This window comes from Streptomyces hygroscopicus subsp. hygroscopicus (assembly GCF_001553455.1).
In the GTDB taxonomy this organism is placed as follows: Bacteria; Actinomycetota; Actinomycetes; order Streptomycetales; family Streptomycetaceae; genus Streptomyces; species Streptomyces hygroscopicus.
Window position 1 is genome coordinate 1 of record NZ_BBOX01000016.1, and the last position, 16,740, is coordinate 16,740.

At 73.4% G+C, this 16,740-nt stretch carries 16 protein-coding genes and 1 pseudogene; 7 read left to right on the forward strand and 10 right to left on the reverse strand.

Annotation, left to right across the window (positions count from 1 at the left end; genetic code table 11):
• Nucleotides 1–98: 98 nt before the first annotated feature.
• The 5 genes from AXW62_RS02870 to AXW62_RS02890 all read right to left on the reverse strand — a co-directional run bounded on the left by AXW62_RS02870 (nucleotide 99) and on the right by AXW62_RS02890 (nucleotide 4,885).
• Nucleotides 99–1,244 carry a M20 family metallopeptidase gene (locus AXW62_RS02870; RefSeq protein ID WP_060943087.1) on the reverse strand — a complete coding sequence of 382 codons (1,146 nt, stop codon included), beginning with the start codon at nucleotides 1,242–1,244 and terminating at the stop codon, nucleotides 99–101.
• Entirely contained in the window at nucleotides 1,244–1,918 is a 675-nt protein-coding gene (locus tag AXW62_RS02875) for a DUF1028 domain-containing protein (protein ID WP_060943088.1), read from the reverse strand. Before AXW62_RS02875 ends, AXW62_RS02870 begins: the two co-directional genes overlap by 1 nt.
• A complete protein-coding gene (locus tag AXW62_RS02880; protein ID WP_060943089.1) occupies nucleotides 1,915–2,388 on the reverse strand; it encodes a RidA family protein in 474 nt (157 codons plus the stop codon). The genes AXW62_RS02875 and AXW62_RS02880 overlap by 4 nt, the downstream gene beginning before the upstream one ends.
• 7 nt (nucleotides 2,389–2,395) lie before the next feature.
• Nucleotides 2,396–3,679 (reverse strand): flavin-containing monooxygenase, encoded by a 1,284-nt coding sequence (locus AXW62_RS02885; RefSeq protein WP_079115445.1) that lies wholly within the window; start codon nucleotides 3,677–3,679, stop codon nucleotides 2,396–2,398.
• A gap of 273 nt (nucleotides 3,680–3,952) precedes the next feature.
• A complete protein-coding gene (locus AXW62_RS02890; protein ID WP_060943091.1) occupies nucleotides 3,953–4,885 on the reverse strand; it encodes a LysR family transcriptional regulator in 933 nt (310 codons plus the stop codon).
• Between the two features lie 232 nt (nucleotides 4,886–5,117).
• On the opposite strand from AXW62_RS02890, the gene AXW62_RS02895 reads away from it, so the two are divergent.
• A complete protein-coding gene (locus AXW62_RS02895; protein WP_079115446.1) occupies nucleotides 5,118–6,137 on the forward strand; it encodes a YeiH family protein in 1,020 nt (339 codons plus the stop codon).
• Between the two features lie 109 nt (nucleotides 6,138–6,246).
• Here AXW62_RS02895 and AXW62_RS46585 read toward each other — a convergent pair whose 3' ends face one another.
• Nucleotides 6,247–6,918 carry a DUF5959 family protein gene (locus AXW62_RS46585; RefSeq protein ID WP_306305040.1) on the reverse strand — a complete coding sequence of 224 codons (672 nt, stop codon included), beginning with the start codon at nucleotides 6,916–6,918 and terminating at the stop codon, nucleotides 6,247–6,249.
• A 53-nt stretch (nucleotides 6,919–6,971) separates the two neighbouring features.
• On the opposite strand from AXW62_RS46585, the gene AXW62_RS02905 reads away from it, so the two are divergent.
• Nucleotides 6,972–7,241: a hypothetical protein gene (locus AXW62_RS02905; protein ID WP_030831359.1), complete on the forward strand. Its 270-nt coding sequence runs from the start codon at nucleotides 6,972–6,974 to the stop codon at nucleotides 7,239–7,241.
• A gap of 120 nt (nucleotides 7,242–7,361) precedes the next feature.
• Here the strand turns inward: AXW62_RS02905 and AXW62_RS02910 are convergent, their stop codons facing one another.
• A complete protein-coding gene (locus tag AXW62_RS02910; RefSeq protein WP_030831356.1) occupies nucleotides 7,362–7,556 on the reverse strand; it encodes an antitoxin in 195 nt (64 codons plus the stop codon).
• A gap of 511 nt (nucleotides 7,557–8,067) precedes the next feature.
• On the opposite strand from AXW62_RS02910, the gene AXW62_RS02915 reads away from it, so the two are divergent.
• The 3 genes from AXW62_RS02915 to AXW62_RS02930 all read left to right on the forward strand — a co-directional run bounded on the left by AXW62_RS02915 (nucleotide 8,068) and on the right by AXW62_RS02930 (nucleotide 11,455).
• On the forward strand, nucleotides 8,068–8,280 hold the full coding sequence (locus tag AXW62_RS02915; protein ID WP_030831353.1) for a hypothetical protein: 213 nt from the start codon (nucleotides 8,068–8,070) through the stop codon (nucleotides 8,278–8,280).
• A 244-nt stretch (nucleotides 8,281–8,524) separates the two neighbouring features.
• Entirely contained in the window at nucleotides 8,525–9,376 is an 852-nt protein-coding gene (locus AXW62_RS02920) for a LysR family transcriptional regulator (protein WP_079115447.1), read from the forward strand.
• A 504-nt stretch (nucleotides 9,377–9,880) separates the two neighbouring features.
• Entirely contained in the window at nucleotides 9,881–11,455 is a 1,575-nt protein-coding gene (locus AXW62_RS02930) for a PucR family transcriptional regulator (RefSeq protein ID WP_060943094.1), read from the forward strand.
• Nucleotides 11,456–11,492: 37 nt separating this feature from the next.
• Here AXW62_RS02930 and AXW62_RS02935 read toward each other — a convergent pair whose 3' ends face one another.
• Nucleotides 11,493–12,614, reverse strand: coding sequence for a serine hydrolase domain-containing protein (locus AXW62_RS02935; protein WP_102885059.1), 1,122 nt, complete (start codon nucleotides 12,612–12,614; stop codon nucleotides 11,493–11,495).
• A gap of 281 nt (nucleotides 12,615–12,895) precedes the next feature.
• Here AXW62_RS02935 and AXW62_RS02940 point away from each other — a divergent pair.
• Nucleotides 12,896–13,144: pseudogene (locus AXW62_RS02940) on the forward strand (hypothetical protein); the annotation flags it as partial.
• 40 nt (nucleotides 13,145–13,184) lie between these two features.
• On the forward strand, nucleotides 13,185–13,547 hold the full coding sequence (locus AXW62_RS02945; protein ID WP_060943096.1) for an AQJ64_40280 family protein: 363 nt from the start codon (nucleotides 13,185–13,187) through the stop codon (nucleotides 13,545–13,547).
• A gap of 65 nt (nucleotides 13,548–13,612) precedes the next feature.
• Here AXW62_RS02945 and AXW62_RS02950 read toward each other — a convergent pair whose 3' ends face one another.
• Nucleotides 13,613–15,538, reverse strand: coding sequence for a sensor histidine kinase (locus AXW62_RS02950; RefSeq protein ID WP_079115450.1), 1,926 nt, complete (start codon nucleotides 15,536–15,538; stop codon nucleotides 13,613–13,615).
• Entirely contained in the window at nucleotides 15,528–16,346 is an 819-nt protein-coding gene (locus AXW62_RS02955; protein WP_079115448.1) for a response regulator transcription factor, read from the reverse strand. The genes AXW62_RS02950 and AXW62_RS02955 overlap by 11 nt, the downstream gene beginning before the upstream one ends.
• Nucleotides 16,347–16,740: the final 394 nt, after the last annotated feature.

Here is a 16,740-nt window from a genome sequence, read left to right on the forward strand (position 1 = left end):
GGTGGTGGCCGCCGCCGGGCCGTACCCGGACCGGACCTCGCCCGGGTCCGTCCACGGCGCGCGACCGGTCCGCGTGGCCACGGCGGCGACCGCCCCCGTCATGCCGCCGCTCTCCCCGCCTGCGCGCCGCGGTCCACACCGGTCCAGGCCAGCGCCATCGCCCCGTCGAGCAGGGCCCGCTGGGCCGTCCCGCCCACGCAGTACGCGGCGAACTCGTGCTGGTGGTTGGTGGCGGGCAGCGAGCCGATCCCGATGTAGGGGTGGATGGCCGGCACCACCTGGGAGACGTTGCCCATGTCGGTGGAGGCCCGGTTCATCCGTGCGGCCTGTCCGGGCGGCGCGAACTCCCGTCCCAGCGCGAGGGCGTTCGCGCGGTAGTGGGCGAGGGCGGTCTCGTCCGCGCGGAACTCCGCGTACGGCTTGCTCTCCGGCTCGATCTCCAGCTCGCACCCGGTCGCCAGCGCCCCGGCCTCGAAGGCCCGCATGACCCGTGGTTCCAGCTCGGCCAGTTCGGCGAGGGTTTCGGCCCTGACGTACCAGCGGCCGGTGGCCCGCTCCGGGATGGCGTTCGGGGCGTCCCCGGCGTGGGTCACCACGCCGTGCACCCGGGCGGAGGCCGGCATCTGCTGGCGCAGCAGCCCGATCGCGACCTGGGCCACGGTGAAGGCGTCGGCCGCGTTGATCCCGGCCTCGGGGTAGGCCGCGGCGTGCGCGGACTTCCCGCGGTAGGAGATCTTGGAGTGGCTGACCGCGAACGGGCGGGCCTCGGCGACGTCGACCGGCGCCGGGTGCACCATCATCGCGAGGTCCACCCCGGCGAAGGCGCCCCGGTCGAGCATCTCGATCTTGCCGCCGCCGCCCTCCTCCGCCGGTGTCCCGTAGACCTCCACGGTGAGGCCGGCGTCGTCGGCGACGGCGGCCAGGCCGAGCGCGGCGCCGACCGAGCTGGCCGCGATGAGGTTGTGCCCGCACGCGTGGCCGAGGCCGGGCAGCGCGTCGTACTCGGCGCACAGCGCGATCCGGGTGGGCCCGCCGCCGAACCGTGCCCGGAACGCCGTCTCCAGCCCCAGGTAGGAGGGGGTGACCTCGAACCCGGCCCGGTCCAGCAGCTCCGGGACGGTGGCCGCGGCCCGGTGTTCCTCCCAGGCGGTCTCCGGGTCGGCGTGCAGCCGCTCGGAGAGGCCGATCAGCTCCTCGGCGTGCCGGTCGATCTCGCGCCGGGCGGCCTCTTTCAGCGCGCCCATCACAGATCGCCGGGAACGCCGTAGGAGGGTGCCGAGGCCGGGTCGAGCCCGCGGCGCACGTAGTCGTCCCGCTGCGGCAGCCAGACGTCCAGGAGTTCGGCGAGCCGGTCGATGGGGTCGTCGGCCCAGTCCACCCGCAGGTCGGTCACCCGCCAGTCCACGTCCGCGACGACCGCGAGGCCCGCGGAGTGCACCGGGCCCTCCTCACCGCCGGCCGCCACGGCGGCCTTCAGGGCGGTGACCAGCCGCTCCTCCAGTTCGCCGGTGGCGGTGGAGTAGGCGTCGAGGAGGACGCCGGGGATGTGCTCGCCGCACAGCATGTTGCCGGCCGCCACCGCCCCCTCCGCGGTGGCCGAGGCGTGCTTGCCCAGGGTGCGCGAACCGCTGTAGGCGAACCCCGGCCCGGAGCGGCCCAGCACGGTCAGCTGACGGTAGGCGATGGACTTCGCGTTCCGCGCCGCGCCGGTGACGTCGGCCAGCGCGCGTTCCGCGTCGCCGTGCTCCGCCAGCCCCTGGAGCAGGCTCGTGCCGAGCGTGGGATCGGTGACGTTCTGGGACGCCGCCGCGCCGATTCCGGGCCGCAGATGGGCCACCCGGGCGGCGACCGCCGGACTCGATGAGCTGGCCGCGATGCCGAACCGCTCGCCGTCGCGGACCACCAGGGAGAAGGTCATGACCGCGCCTCCTCGGGGATCACGGCGATGGCGTCGATCTCGCACAGCCACTCCGGACGGGCCAGGGCCGAGACCACCAGGCCGGTGGAGATGGGGTGGACGCCCTTGGTCCAGCGGCCCACGGTCCGGTACACCGCCTCGCGGTACCGCGGGTCGATGAGGTAGATGGTCAGCTTGACCAGGTGTTCCATCCGGCTGCCCGCCTCTTCGAGCAGCATCGCGATGTTCGCCATGGCCTGCTCGGCCTGCGCCTCGGCGTCGCCGATGCCCACGGACTCGCTGGTGTCGAGGTTCTGGCCGATCTGGCCCCGGACGTACACGGTGTTGCCGGCGACGACGGCCTGGCAGAGGTCGTTGTCGAGGTTCTGCTCGGGATAGGTGTCGCGGGTGTTGAACGGACGGATCCGGGTGTGTCCGCCGGCGACGATCGGGGCCTTCACCTGGCGGCCCCCGCTCGGGGAGGTCAGCATCTGCTCCTCAGTTCTTCCGGCCCGCCGGCGCGTCGCCGGGCCGGTCGGTGGTCCTGTACGCGAGGTAGCCCCGCTGGGTCGCGATGTGGTCGGCGACGTACCTGGCGTCGTGCCAGACCCCCCAGATGAAGCTCGACCCGCGGCGGGAGAGCCAGGGCAGGCCCAGGAAGTAGACGCCGGGCTCGCGGGACACGCCGCGCCGCTGGTCCGGCCGGCCCTTGTCGTCGAACGCGTCGACCTCGAGCCAGCCGTAGTCGGCGGCGAAGCCCGTCGCCCAGACGATCGAGGTGACACCGGCGCCGGCCAGGTCCAGTTCCAGCCGGGGATCGGTCACGCACTCCGGGTCCGGCCCGATGACGTGGGCCTCCGGCTCCTCGGGCAGGTCGAGCCCATTGCGCTCGACGTACTCGTCGGCCGCCCGGAGCAGTTCCAGGTACTTGGCGTCGCCGAGCGCGATGTTCGCGGCGAGGTCCGGTGCGAAACGCAGCACGCCGTCGTCGTAGGACGCGGTCAGGCCGACGAGTTCGATGCCGTCGGCGGCCAGCGCGCGGAAGTCCACGGTGTGGCCGCCGCGGGCGCCGCTGACCGCGATGGTGACGTGTTCGGCACCCTGGGGCGGGGTCTCCGCGTCCCAGCGCCCGAGCACACCGAGCCACCAGCAGAAGTCACGTCCGCGGTACTGGCGGGGAGGACGGTCGTGCGGCCCGACGGAGAGGAAGACCCGGCGGCCGGACCGGCGCAGTTCGTCGGCGATCTGGACGCCCGAGGAGCCGGCCCCGACCACGAGGACCGCGCCCTCGGGGAGCTGCCCGGGGTTCCGGTACCCGCTGGAGTGGAGCTGCACCGGAACGGCGCCGTCCGGGACGATGGGCGGGATCACGGGCCGCTGGAACGGTCCGGTCGCGGCCACGACGAAGCGCGCGTCGATGGGGCCCTGCGAGGTCTCGACCCGGAAGCCGGGCCGGCCGGTGTGCCGGCGCACCGAGGTCACCTCGACACCGCACCGGATCGGGGCGCCTATCTTCTCGGCGTAGGCGACGAAGTAGTCCGCGACCTGCTCCTTCGAGGCGAAGGCCTCGGGGTCGACGTCGGAGAACTCCAGCCCCGGGAACCGGTCGTGCCACGCGGGCCCGTTCGCCACCAGGGAATCCCACCGCTCCGAGCGCCACCGCTCGGCGATACGGTGCCGCTCCAGGACGATGTGCGGTATGCCGTGGGCTCCCAGGTGCTCGCTCATCGCCACGCCTGCCTGGCCCGCCCCGACGACGACTACTTCGGTCTCTTCACTCAACTTTCAGCCTCCACTCAGGCGGTAGTCCTCCCGGTGTCGCGTCGACCGTGCTACCGCATGAGGAATCCTTGGGCAGGCCCGTCGATCTGTCGAACAGATGTTTTCGCTGTAGGTGATCTGTTTTACCGATGCGGGTCGGACGGCTGGAGGCATGGCGAAGCCGGGCGGCACCAGACCGGTAGCCCTACCGGGCGCCGCAGTCGGCGACGGCGGCACCGCGCTCACCGGGAACCCGGCGGTGGCGGCCGTCCCCGGGGCCGCCCCGCCGCGCGCTCACCGCGCGGTGGCGCCCGTGGTGGCGGTGCCCGGCCGGTGCCGCCTGGTCACGGCCAGGAGTTCGGCGGCGGGGCCGGCCAGAGGGCGTTCGGACGCCCATACGGCACGCAGGACCCGGTGCAGGTCGATGCCCTCGACCTCGACCGCTACCAGGCGGCGGTCGGCGAGGTCCGTGCGCACGGCGAGTTCGCTGATCACGGCCGGTCCGGTCCCGGCCATCACGGCGTTCCGCACGGCCGTCGCCGACCCCAGCTCCAGCAGGGGCCGGGGCTCCGCCGCCCCCGCCCGGCGCAGCGCCCGGTCCAGGGTTTCGCGGGTGCCCGATCCGCGTTCGCGCAGCACCAGCGGCGCGGCGGCGAGTTCGGCAACGCCCAGCGGGCGACGGCGGCGCGCCCAGGGGTGCCCCGGCGCGACGACCACGAGCAGACGGTCACGGGCGACCCGCCGAGCGGGCAGCCCGGCCGGGGCCTGCGGTGACTCGATGAACCCCAGATCCGCCGCTCCGCCGCGCAGCAGCTCCGGGACGTGCTCGCTGTTGGTCACCTGGAGGCCCACGTACAGCTCCGGGCGCAGCCGGCGCAGTTCACCGAGCCAGCCCGGTATCAGGTACTCGGCCACCGTCATGCTCGCCGCGACCCTCAGCTCGGCGTCCCGCTTGGTGCGCAGCGCCTCCGCGCCGGTGAGCAGGCCGTCCACGTCCCGGAGCACCTGCTGGGCCCAGCCCGCCACGGCCTGACCCGCGTCGGTGAGCCGTGATCCGCGCCGCGTCCGCTCCACCAGCACGAGGCCGAGCCTGCGCTCCAGTGTGGACAGTCGCTTGCTGGCCGACGGCTGCGCGAGACCGAGCTGCGCCGCCGCCCTGCTCAGGCTTCCCTCGCCGCCGACGAGAACGAGCAGGCGCAGCGATTCCAGATCCGGCAGTGGGCTCATCGCCCCAGCGTATGGCGCCGGGCCGACCCGCGGTCACCGTCCCCGGCCATGGCCTTCTCCCGGCCCCGGCGCCACGGCCACGGCCACGGCCACGGACGTGGCCGCGCCGTGCCGCCGAGCGGCCGTTCCGGTCATGCCGCTCGGTCATGGCGGTTCAGTCATGCCGTTGGGGAATGACGTCCCCGTCTGTTGACCGCTACCGCACTCCGCGCGGCACGATGACGATCAGTTCATGACCAGATCAGACCATGTTGTCGAAGGTTCTCCGGACGTCGCCGGGCCGGTTCGTTCACTGGTTCCGGGGCTGAGCGTGGTGGCTGCCGGCACGGCCGCCGCGTTCTTCCTCAACACGCTGGTGCCCGCGGTGAGCGCGCTCACCGTCGCGGTGGTGCTCGGGGTCGCGGTGGGAGGCCGTCTCCCGGCGGGGACCCGGGAGGGTCTGGGCTGGGCGACGAAGAAGTTCCTGCGGCTCGGCGTCGTTCTGCTCGGCCTCCAGCTGGGGCTCGGCGAGGTCTTCGGGCTCGGCGCGGGCAAGGTGCTGGCGGTCGTGGTCACCGTGCTGGTGGCCTTCTTCGGAACACTCCTGCTCGGCCGGCTGATACGGGTCTCGCGGGGGCTCGCGCTGATGGTGGCGACCGGGTTCTCCATCTGCGGGGCGTCGGCGATCGCGGCGATGGACAGCGTCACCGAAAGCGACAAAGAGGACGTGGCGACCGCCGTCACCCTCGTGACGCTGTACGGCAGCGCCGCGATCGCGCTCATCCCGTTCGCCGGTCAGGCGCTGGGCATGAGTCCCGAACGGCTCGGCTCCTGGGCCGGACTGTCCGTGCACGAAGTCGCCCAGGTCGTCGCGGCCGCGTCACCGGCGGGCGCCGGGGCGGTCGCCATCGCCGTCGTCATCAAGCTGACCAGGGTCGTCCTGCTGGCCCCGATGGTCGCCGGGGTCAGCATCGTCCGGCGCCGGCGAGGCGAGACCACCGCGGGGAAGCGTCCGGCGATCGTTCCGCTGTTCGTCCTCGGGTTCCTGGCGATGATGCTGGTGCGCAGCAGCGGCATCATGCCGTCGGCCGCGCTGTCGGTGGTCAAAGTCGTCACCACCCTGCTCTTCGCCGCCGCGCTGTTCGGGCTGGGCAGCGGCGTCAGGATCGGCGCCCTGCTGCGCGCGGGACGGCGCGGCCTCGTCCTGGGGGCCCTGTCCACGCTTCTCGTCGCGGGCGCCGGTTACGGCGCGCTGGCCGTCGTCGGCGTCTGACCTCGTCAGCCGGCGCACGGCCCCTGGGGTGCACCGGCGCCCGCGCGCCGTCCCGGCGGTCAATGGCACCGCCGCGGGCGGTCCGGGGCAGCTCGCCCGCGGCGGTGCCTCATCCCTCATTCCCCCGGGATGAGGTGTGACCCCATTCCCCGGGGATGAGGTGTGCCCAGGCCGTCCGGAGCCGGTCGAGCAGGGCGCGCTGTTCGTCGATCCAGCCGTGCTCCATGTGCAGGGAGATCGCCAGCCTCGTGGTCTGCTGATCCGCGACGGTGACCGTGATCCGGTCGTGGTCGTCCTCCCGCCAGTCCAGGCGGATGCCGATCTCGGCGACTCGCGCGGCCTCCCGCCAGACGGCCTCGCGCCCGGCCTCGACCTCGTCCAGTACGTATGCCCAGCCGGCCAGGTCCCTCGGCTCCACGGAGGTGTCGTGAATCCCCGTCACGAAGTCGTTGTGGACCATCAGCTGCCCCTCCACGTCCGGGATGCCCGGAACGCAGGAGTCGTTCAGATGGACCGCGACACCGCCGCCCCGCTGCCGGTGATACGCAGCAACGCGAACGGCTCGCGCTCTTCCATGCCCCGCCCCTGGTGTTCGGCTTGATCGACACCGGGATCGTACGTCGGCCCCCGGCCACTGCCCGCTCCGGCTCCCGACGAGGCGCCGGCCGCGGCCGGACAGCCGAGGGAGCCATCTCCGGCCGTACGCACACCCGGTCGCCACCGGGGCCACCGACAGGCCCGCGCCCTCCCGCCCGCCGCGCCCCCCTTGCTCACACTCCACCAATAATCAATACTTGCGCAAAGGTTGAAGTGTTGTTCGCAGGGAGGACGCCGGTGCACATCAACGGGAACCCGGAGCGCATCCTGGCAGAGCTGTCACAGGGCTGTCCGTGTCCACCCGACGGTCAGGTCCGGCCCGCCTACCGGCGGGTGGAGGTGTACGACGAGACAGGGCCGTGGCCGTGGCCGGGTGTCATCACGGCCTGGTGGACGCGGGCGGACGGGGTGGACCTCTGCCGGCTGCGGCTGCACGGTTCCACCGCGTCCCGGTGGGCGCTCTTCGATCCCCAGCGCATCGCGCTGGTGGTCCAGGACGGCACCTGACCCGCCCGCGGGCGACTGGCCGGCCACCGGCCCGCCGTCACCCGTGGCGGATACGGCGATGTGGTGCGGCCCGGCTGCCGGGCCGCACCACATCGCCGACGGGGTACCCCGGGGCTCCGCTCAGTCCTTGTCGGCCAGGCGCTCGACGAAGTCCTGAGCCTTGTCGACCCCGGTGTCGATCTTGTCGCTGTACTTGCCGTCCGTCTTGTCGTCGATGAAGTCGCCGACTCTCTCCAGGCCGTCGGAGATCTTGTCACCGTGGCTTTCGGCGATCTCTTCGGCCTTCTCCTTCAAGTTCTTCAGGGCGTCGAACATGTCGGACGGATTCCCTCCCGGCGATCCTGACTGGGTCGTTCACGGCCATGTGGCCCGCACTGATGGTATGCCCCCGCACGGGCAGGCCGCCGGTTCCCGGCCAGGCGGGGGCGGCGGTCAGCGCCCGTGCCCGAACCGGCGATGCGGATGTCCGCGGCCGGCCGCCCTCCACGGAGGACACGATGCCCTGCGGGGCGACCAGTCCGTCGGTGTGCCGGGCGGCGTACTCGGGGAACCAGCGTTCCAGGGCGTCGATCACGACGGCGGCGTGGGCGATGGAGTTGCGGTACGGCATCCGGTGACGGCTGCCGGCGTAGGTGTAGGGCCGCCGCGGACGTGACCCCGCCACCGGCCACCCGTCCCCTCGACCCAGGCGCGCGGAGGTGGCGTCCTTGGGAACGCCGAGGATCACCACGCCCGAAAGCCCCGGAAGCGCCCGCCGCCGCCCCGCGACGCGGCCGAATGGCCCTGCCCGGATGCGTCCGCCCGGGTCCGGGCGGACGCTGAACGCATGGCCCACCGCGCGCCGCGCATCGTCGTCCAGCCGCCTTCGCCGAGCGGCGGCCGGCGGGTGCGCGTGGATGGCACGATCCTGGGCGTGGCGTACGGGATCACCGACTTTCTGGAGTTCCTCCGCAGGGCGGGGCTGGAGGACGTGGAGAGCCTGGATCTCGAGGACTCCGCCCTGGTCGTCTGGCGCGGCGGGGGCCCGGACGTGTGGTGATCTCCCGCGGTCCGGCCTTGTCGAGGGGCACGGCCGTCCCGGGCCACCACTGTCGCCACCGGTTACGCGGGGACGACGATCGCGACGAAGACGGCCGGCGTGCGGGGACCGCAGCCGCCGCCGGTCCGCCAGGACCCTGTCGGCGCGTCACCGTCGCCGCCCCGGAACGGATCCCGCCGCCAGGGCGCCGCGGCTGTCCACGACCGGTTCCCCGACGCCGATACCGTACGGGTATCGTCGCGCCATGGAGCTACGTACGCTGCGCTATTTCGTGGCGGTCGCCGAGGAACTCCACTTCGGCCGGGCGGCCGCCCGGCTGCATATGAGCCAGCCGCCGCTGAGCCGGGCGATCAAGCAGCTGGAGACCGAGGCCGGCGCCCCGCTGTTCGACCGCTCCCCCGCCGGTGTCTCGCTCACCCCGGTGGGGGCGGTCATGCTGGACGAGGCGCGCGCCCTGCTCCACCAAGCCGACCGGGCACGCGTCCGGGTGGCCGCGGCGGCCGGCGCCGCTACCCTCACCGTCGGCCTCCTGGGCGACGGCACCGACCCGGGCGCGACCCGGCTGGCCCGCGCCTACCGCCGGTCGCATCCGCGCATCGAGGCCCGCCTCCGCGATGCCGACCTGACCGACCCCACCTGCGGGCTGCGCGCCAAAGCGGTCGATGTCGCCCTGACCCGGGGGCCGTTCGACGAGTCCGGCCTGGCCGTGCGCGAGCTGCGGGCCGACCCGGTGGGCGCCCTGCTGCGCGCCGACGACCCGCTGGCCCGTCGCGACCGCCTGGGCCTGGCCGACCTGGCCGGCCGCCGCTGGTTCCGGTTCCCGGAGGGCACCGACCCCCTCTGGCAGTCGTACTGGAACGGCGGGGAACCTCGCGAGGGCCCGGTGGTGCGCGCGGTCCAGGAGTGCCGACAGGCCGTGCTCTGGAACGGCACGGTCGGCATGACCCTCCTGGACCACGAGCCGCCGGCGGGGCTCACCGTGGTGCCGCTGGCCGACATGCCGCCGAGCCGTGTGGTGGTGGCGTGGAACGCGGGCGACACCAATCCGCTGATCCGCTCGTTCGTCCGGACCGCGATGGCCGCCTACCACGGCTGAGCGCATCACCCGCGGCACGAACGCCCCCATCGTCATACCGTGCACGGCGCACTGCACGACCGTCCGTGGGCCACGCGGGCGCGCGACGCGGAAGAGCAGGCCGCACCGCCGCCCTGCCCGACGGGCGGCTCATCGGCCCGTTCAACGCCCTGCCGCGCACTCCGCACAACGCCCGCCGCCTTCATCTGACCGTACGATGATCGCCGTGGCCCTCATGCGTCGCTCCCCGGGATCCGGTCCCCGGACGCCGCCTCCGGCGACCGCCTTCTCCGCCCCGCACCGCACGAACGCGGTCGAGAGCGGCCCGGACGCCGGACTGCCCGTGGCCCAGCTCCCGGACCTGGGCGAGCCGCGCCACCGCGGCGTACCGAGGGGAGCCGGGGCGAGGGCCGGCGGTTCCGGCCAGTCGGTGCGGGGGTAGGGCCTGCCAGCCGGAAGGGGAAGGGACGCCCCGGGGCCGTGAGGGCAGTGGCCCGGACGGCCCCGGGGCGGTGAGGAGCACTTGTGGACCCTTGTACGCTCGGCGACCTCGTCGGCAGCTCGGCCCTGCGGCTTCACACCGCGCCCGCCGGGCCCGCCGCCCCGGTCACCGAGGTGTTGCTGTACGACGCGCACGCCCCGCTCCCGCACGCACCCGGGGCCCTGCTGCTGGCCGTCGGCGTGCGGCCGGGGGCGGCCGGGCCGCTGGTGCGGGCCGCGGCGGAGGCCGGGATGACCGGGATCGTGGTGCGGGGCGCGGACGGGCCGGCCGGGGAGGCCGAGGCACATGGCGTGGCGCTGCTGTCGGTCGACGAGGAGGCGTCCTGGCATCATGTGCATCTGATGCTGGCCTCGGCGATCGGCGCCCGGTCCGCCCCCGGTGACGGGCTGGGCGACCTGTTCGCGCTGGCCGACGCGATCGCGGCGGCGACCGGTGGGGCGACGGCCGTGGAGGACCCGCGCCAGCGGATTCTGGCCTACTCCACGGTGCCCGGTCAGCCGGTCGACGAGGACCGCCGCCAGGGCATCCTCGGCCTCCAGGTCCCGGACACCGTGGAGAACACGGACCAGGTCCGGCTGGTGTTCGGCGCGGACGGACCGGTGCGGCTGCCCCCGCTCACCGCGGGCGAACTGCCGCGGCTCGCCGTCGCGGTGCGGGCCGGAGGGGAGACGCTCGGCTCGATCTGGGTGGTCGACGGCGGCACGCTCGCCGCGGACGCCGAGCAGATCCTGGCCCAGGGCGCCTCCACGGCGGCGCTGCTTCTGCTGCGGACCCGGCTGGCCCAGGAGCTGGCCCGGGATCAGCACATCGATCTGGTGCGCCGGTTGCTGGACGGCTCGGCGGACGCCTCGACGGCACACCGCCTGGGGTGGAGCGCGGTGCGGGTGGCCGCGTTCGTGCTGGATTCCACGGCGAGCGTGCCGGACGCCGAGCGGACCCTGCTCAGGCTGCTGGACGTGGTGCGCCTGCAATGCGAGGCCCGCTACGGGCGGCATGCGTGTGTGCTCCTGGACGGGGTGGTGTACGCCCTGCTCCCCGCGCCCGGGAAGCGGGGCGGGGAACGTGTGCCGCAGGAGCGGAGGACTGCCGACCGGCGGCACCGGCAGTTGGCGGAGGACACCGTGCGCCAGGCCGCGCGGTCGCTGCGGGTGCCGGTACGGGCGGCGCTCGGCGAGGTGGTGCCCGGCCCCGGCGGGGTGGTGGACTCGCGTGCGGACGCGGACGCGGTCCTGCGGCTGCTGGACGACGATCTGCCGGTGGCCACCGTGGAGGAGGTGCGTCCCCGGGTGACGCTGCTGCGGCTGGCCGATGTGATGCGGGAGCGGCGGGGGCTGCGGGCGGGCGCCTGGCGGCGGGTGCTGGCGGCGGACACCGAGCACGGCACCGACTACGCCCGCACCCTGGTGTCCTGGTTCGACGCGGGCTGTGACGTGGCGGGCGCGGCCAGGGCGCTCTCCGTCCATCCCAACACCTGCCGCTACCGTCTGAGGCAGGTCGGCCGGCAGCTCGGGATCGACCTGGAGGACCCCGACGAACGGCTGGTCCTGTGGCTGCAGTTGCGGGTTCTGGCCGAGTGTTCCCGGTCAGCCGGTCCCTGACGGCGGGTTCCCGAGGACCCGGACGGGTGAGTCCGGGTCAGCGGAGGTCACGGATGAGTTCGCGGAGGACGGAGTCCACCTTCTCCTCCCTGAACTCTTCCGAGCCGATCAGCAGGGTCACGGCCCGCTGCCCGTCATCGGTGACAGCGTTCCTGAGCTTGTGGCCGGTCTCCATGAAGCCGCTGTGTCCCCAGGTGACGAAGCCCGGGGTGTGCTCATAGCGCTCGACTCCCAGGCCGTAGCTCCCGCCGCGCTCCTCGGGGTCAGGAACGGTGCGCTTCATCTCGGCCAGCTGGGCCGGGGCCAGCAGTTTGCCGGACATCAGCGCGGTGAAGAAGGTGGTCACATCGGCACCGGTGGAGACCAGCGCGCCCGATGCGTCGGACCCGGAGACGTTCCATTCCGTCCAGTCCAGCAGTTTCCCGGACCGCTTCACATAGCTTCGCAGGTCCGGCTCGGGGAGTGTGGTCCGGTCGCCCGGCCAGGAGGTGTGGCGCAGGCCGAGGGGCTTGATGATCCGCTCCTTGATCTCGGTGCTGATGCCGCGGCCGGTGACCTTGGTGACGATCAGCCCGGCCAGGTTGTAGTTGGTGTTGGAGTAGGAGAAGCCGTGCGGACGGCTGGTGTCGGCCGGTGGCAGAGTCAACGCCTGCAGCACCGTGTCCATGGGCTCGAAGTGGTCCCAGCGGTGCGCGAGTTCGTCCTCCCAGAACGGTGCCTCCAGGTAATCGGGCAGGCCGCTGGTGTGCTGCAGCAGCTGCCGGATCGTGATCTCGCGGCCGTCGTAGTGCTCGGTGCGGATCAGACCCGGAAGGTAGTCGTCGACGCTGTCATCGAGCCTGATCCTGCCTTCGCCGACGAGCTGGAGCACGACCGTGGCCACCCAGGTCTTGGTGTTGCTGGCGATACGGCTGTGCTCATTGCCGACGGCCTTGCGCCCCGTCCTCAGATCGGCGAGGCCGACCCCGTCGTTCCGAAGCCCGCAGCGTGGACTCTTCACCGTCACGCTGATTCCCGAGGCGCCGACGTCGCGCAGTTCCTCCAGCGCTTTTTCGATGGGCTTCGTGTCACACCGCGGTGTCGCGGCCGACACGGCCGGGGCGGTCAGCAGGGGGACGACGACCGCCAAGGCCGCGACCACACTCGTCCTACGTCGCATCAGGTCTCCTTCCCGTACGCGGTTACCTGCGTTGTAACCGGTGTGACGCACAGCATCGGGCATGGACCGGCGGCGGGCATGCGGTGCCTGTCCAGGGATTCCGCGCGTGGTTTGTGCGCTTGGCCAACGGGCCGCCCGGCGCCGTCTGTTATGCGGCGGAGTTGTCCACACGGCCAAGCGGCGGGCTCCTGATGTGTTCCGCGCGACCAAGGCACGGTGGCCCACCGTGCGTACGTCGGGGCCACGTTCCCCGCCGCCGGACCGACTGCCGGGGCACGTCCGCCGCCGACGTCGCCCTGGCCGCCCTGCCCGGCTGCACCTTGCCCGGCTGCACCCTCCCCGGCGACACCTCCGCCGCCAGCCGCTACGTCGCCACCGACATCACCGACCCGTTCGTCCTCGCCGACGGCCACCTCGAGGTCCCCACCGGCCCCGGTCTCGGCGTCGGGCCGCTGCCCGGCGTCCTGGAGGAGGTCACGGCCTCCGGCGCATGGATACCCCTGTGCGCGCTGATCCGACCTCAGCTGTGAGAATCGCGTATCCGGAAGCGGGCCCGAGTCGGGAGTGGACATGGACGCGGTGGTGACGTGGGTGGACGTACGCGAGCGGCTGCCCAGGGACGGTTTGCCCGTGGCGGCGGCGACGACGGGCCGTTACCCGTCCGGCGGCGGGGAAGATCCCGACGCGGCGTCCGGAGAGGACTTCTGGCTGGTGTTGCCCATGTACTTCACCACCCTCCACATCGCTGAGGACGGGACCGAGCACCGTGAGTGCTTCGTCGACTCCGACCAAGTCGTCCGTCTGCCCTACGGCCGCCCCTGTGCCGAACCCGTCACCCACTGGGCGTATCTGCCCACCCTGCCGGGCATGTCCGTGCACCAGATGGTGGGTGAGGGAGCGCGGACCGCGCTGCGCACCGTCCTGGACGAGTGAACGCCGGGGGCCGGGCACGACCGGCCCCCGGCGGGTGGTGGCACGACGCCCCTCACCGGCACCGCTCAGCGAGCCGCTGGGCGGTCCGTCACGCGTCCTCCGGTGCCGTCGGCGGCGGGCGGGAGCGGCGCCCGGGGCAGGCGGATGGTGAACACCGAGCCCTCGCCGAGGGTGCTGCTCGCCGACACCGTGCCTCCGTGCGCCTGTACCAGCTTGCGCACGATGGACAGACCCAGACCGCTGCCGCCGGTCCGGCGGCTGCGCGACTTGTCGGCGCGCCAGAAGCGGTCGAAGACATGGGGCAGATCCTCGGCGGCGATTCCGGAGCCGGTGTCCGCGACCTCGATCAGCACCTCGTCACCGGCCCGGCGGGCGCGCAGGGACACGGCGCCGCCGGACGGGGTGTGCCGGAGGGCGTTGGCCACCAGGTTGCCGACCGCCTGGTACAGCCGTACCTGATCGGCCTCGACGGCCACGCGGTCGCCGGGGGTTTCCGCGCGGAGGGTGACACCCGCGTTCTCCGCCGCCGCGTGATGGGCCGTCGCCGTATGGGCCAGCAAGTCCGCGATGTCGACCTCGACGAGGTTCAGCCGCAGCTCTCCCGCGTCGGCCGCGGACAGATCCCGCAGGTCGTCGATGAGGTGCTGGAGGTGCAACGCCTCTTCCAGCAGCGAGGACACCAGCAGGTCGCCCTGCGGTACGACACCGTCCTGCGCGCCCTCCAGCCAGCCGCGGATATTGCTCAGCGGAGTGCGCAGCTCATGGGCCACATCGCTGACCATGTCCTTGCGCACCGCCTCCAGTTGGTCACGCCGCCTGGACATCGCGTTGAACGCCGAGGTGAGGCGGCCCAGTTCGTCGTTGCCGGTGACCGCCACCCGCGCGCCGGGCTCCCCCTCCGCCATGCGCCGCGCCGCCTCGGTCAGCGCACGCAGCGGCCTGACCAGCCGTAACCCGGCGAGCGTGGTGGCGGTGACGGTGACGAGCAGCACGAGGACGGCGCCGCCCGCGATACGGGCGCGGTTGCCCGCGGACAGGTCGAAGAACGTCGTGGCGCTCCGGCCCGGACTGGTGACATACAGCGCCGCCGTGGGGGCGACGTACGGCCCGAGCTGCTGGGCGCGGCCACTGGCCAGGCATGAGGCGACCAGTGGGCCATCGGCGCTCCCGCCGTCGCGCGGCCCGGAAGGCGGCTCCTGCGGGGACCCGGAAGGCGGCGCCGGCAGGGGCTGGGAGCGTGGCGCCGGCAGCGGCTCGATACGGGGTGTCCCGTGGTCGTCCAGGGTGAGCTTCACCGCGGCCGCGTGGCGTCGGGACAGGCAGGTGTTGACGAGGACGGTGAGCGCGGACAGCGCCCTGGCCTCGGTCGGGGTGCGGGAGTCGAGCGTCGTGGAGGCACAAAGCGGGCTCTCCGGCACCCGGGAGGCGCCGCTCTCCACGCGCGGCCGCCCGCTCGGGGCCTCGACCACGGTCATCTCCTGGCCGAGGACGGTGCGCAGGCACTCGGCCTGGCGTCGCGCCGCCCCGCGCAGCCTCGTGCGTTCGTCCTCACTGAGCCGGAACGGCCCGACGGCGCGCGGATCGATCCGGTCGGAGGCGGAGTCCGGGAGCAGATCGGGGCTCACCGCGAGCGGGTCGATGACGGCGGTCGCCTTGGCGGGCGGCCGGTAGGGGAGGTCCGGGGCGGGTTCGGAGTCGGCGATCCGCCGGCCGTCACCGGTGATGACGATGCGGTGCCCGGTCTCCCGGGCCAGGGCGCGGACGGTCGGGCCCACGCCGTCCCAGCGCGGATGGCGGGCCGCGTAGCCGAGCAGGCGGTCGTAGATCCGGGTGTCGTCCGCGAGGGCCTGGCCCCGTTCTTCGCGGATGGCCACCGCGGTCGTCCGCACGGCCAGCCAGGCGGTCGCGGCGACCGAACACACCGAGACCAGCACGGACACGGCGAGCAGGCGCAGCAGCAGGCTGCGGCGCAGCGGTACGTCACGGCGCACGATGGGCTGCTCCGTCGGCGGCGGCACCGGTGATCACATCGGGCACCACGTCCGTGGTCACCTTGGCCGCCACATCCGTGGTCACCGTGGCCACCGCATCCGTGGCCGGACTGGCCGTGCCGTCGGTGATCTTGTAGCCGACGCCGTAGACGGTGACCAGGAAACGCGCCCGGCGCGGATCGGTCTCCAGTTTCTTGCGGAGGTTCATCACATGCACGTCGACGGAGCGTGTGGTGACGTACCGGTCGAAGCCGTGCAGCCGCTCCAGGATCTGCGGGCGGGTGAAGACGTGGCCGGGGCGGGCGGCCAGCATCTGCAGCAACCGGAACTCACCGGGTGTGCAGTCCACCGGCCGGCCGTGCATCGACACCTCGTGCCGGGCGGGGTCGACGGTCAGGGGCCCGACGGTGAGCACCGGCTCCGTGCCCGCCGCGGCCGTGGTGGCGGAGCTGCGCCGCAGCAGCGAGCGGATCCGGGCCATCAGCTCGCGCGGGCTGAACGGCTTGGTCATGTAGTCGTCGGCACCGAGGCCCAGGCCCAACAGCAGATCGTCCTCGGTGGCGCGGGCGGTCAGCATCAGCACCGGCAGGGTCGATTCCGCACGCAGCACGCGGCATACGTCGAGGCCGTCCACCTGGGGCATCATCACGTCCAGGACGAGCAGATCGGGCGGCTGCCGCCGGACCTCCGCCAGTGCGGCCCGCCCGTCGTGGACGACGGTCACCCGGTGGCCCTCGTGTTCCAGATAGCGACGGATCAGTTCGGCCTGCTTCCGGTCGTCCTCGGCGACGACCACGTATGCGCACATGGCGGCGAGTGTAGGAACGCGGGCGGCAACCGGACCACGAGACACCAGTGTTGGCCAGGGCGCGGGCGATGACCACGCGCCGGCGTTCACCCCCGGACAGCTGATGCGGCCGATGGGTCGGCGGGGGTGCACTGCTGGACGGTGGCATCGGATCGGCGGGCACCAGGCGCGTTCTCGGTGCTGGAGCGCCGGAGGGGGACCGGGCTGCGCCGGGGGCCGGGGCCGGACGGGCACGGGGCTGCGCCGGGGGCCGGGCGGGGGCGGATCCGCGCCCGTTCCTCACCGAGCCCGGGGTGCTCAGCGCGCCCGGCGGGTCGCGGGCACGGTCCTCGGAGTGCTCGCGGCGCCAGCTACGCCACCTGCCAGGGCCGACCCCCGGTGCTCCCTCTCCCTG

Excerpts from the sequence above, each read along its gene's own strand:
- AXW62_RS02915 (WP_030831353.1), top strand. The coding sequence starts at position 8,068 with ATGGCCCACCGCGCGCCGCGCATCGTCGTCCAGCCGCCTTCGCCGAGC.
- AXW62_RS02875 (WP_060943088.1), bottom strand. The coding sequence starts at position 1,918 with ATGACCTTCTCCCTGGTGGTCCGCGACGGCGAGCGGTTCGGCATCGCG.
- AXW62_RS02935 (WP_102885059.1), bottom strand. The coding sequence starts at position 12,614 with ATGCGACGTAGGACGAGTGTGGTCGCGGCCTTGGCGGTCGTCGTCCCC.
- AXW62_RS02895 (WP_079115446.1), top strand. The coding sequence starts at position 5,118 with ATGACCAGATCAGACCATGTTGTCGAAGGTTCTCCGGACGTCGCCGGG.
- AXW62_RS02890 (WP_060943091.1), bottom strand. The coding sequence starts at position 4,885 with ATGAGCCCACTGCCGGATCTGGAATCGCTGCGCCTGCTCGTTCTCGTC.
- AXW62_RS02880 (WP_060943089.1), bottom strand. The coding sequence starts at position 2,388 with ATGCTGACCTCCCCGAGCGGGGGCCGCCAGGTGAAGGCCCCGATCGTC.
- AXW62_RS02870 (WP_060943087.1), bottom strand. The coding sequence starts at position 1,244 with ATGGGCGCGCTGAAAGAGGCCGCCCGGCGCGAGATCGACCGGCACGCC.
- AXW62_RS02945 (WP_060943096.1), top strand. The coding sequence starts at position 13,185 with ATGGACGCGGTGGTGACGTGGGTGGACGTACGCGAGCGGCTGCCCAGG.
- AXW62_RS02955 (WP_079115448.1), bottom strand. The coding sequence starts at position 16,346 with ATGTGCGCATACGTGGTCGTCGCCGAGGACGACCGGAAGCAGGCCGAA.
- AXW62_RS02910 (WP_030831356.1), bottom strand. The coding sequence starts at position 7,556 with ATGTTCGACGCCCTGAAGAACTTGAAGGAGAAGGCCGAAGAGATCGCC.
- AXW62_RS02920 (WP_079115447.1), top strand. The coding sequence starts at position 8,525 with ATGGAGCTACGTACGCTGCGCTATTTCGTGGCGGTCGCCGAGGAACTC.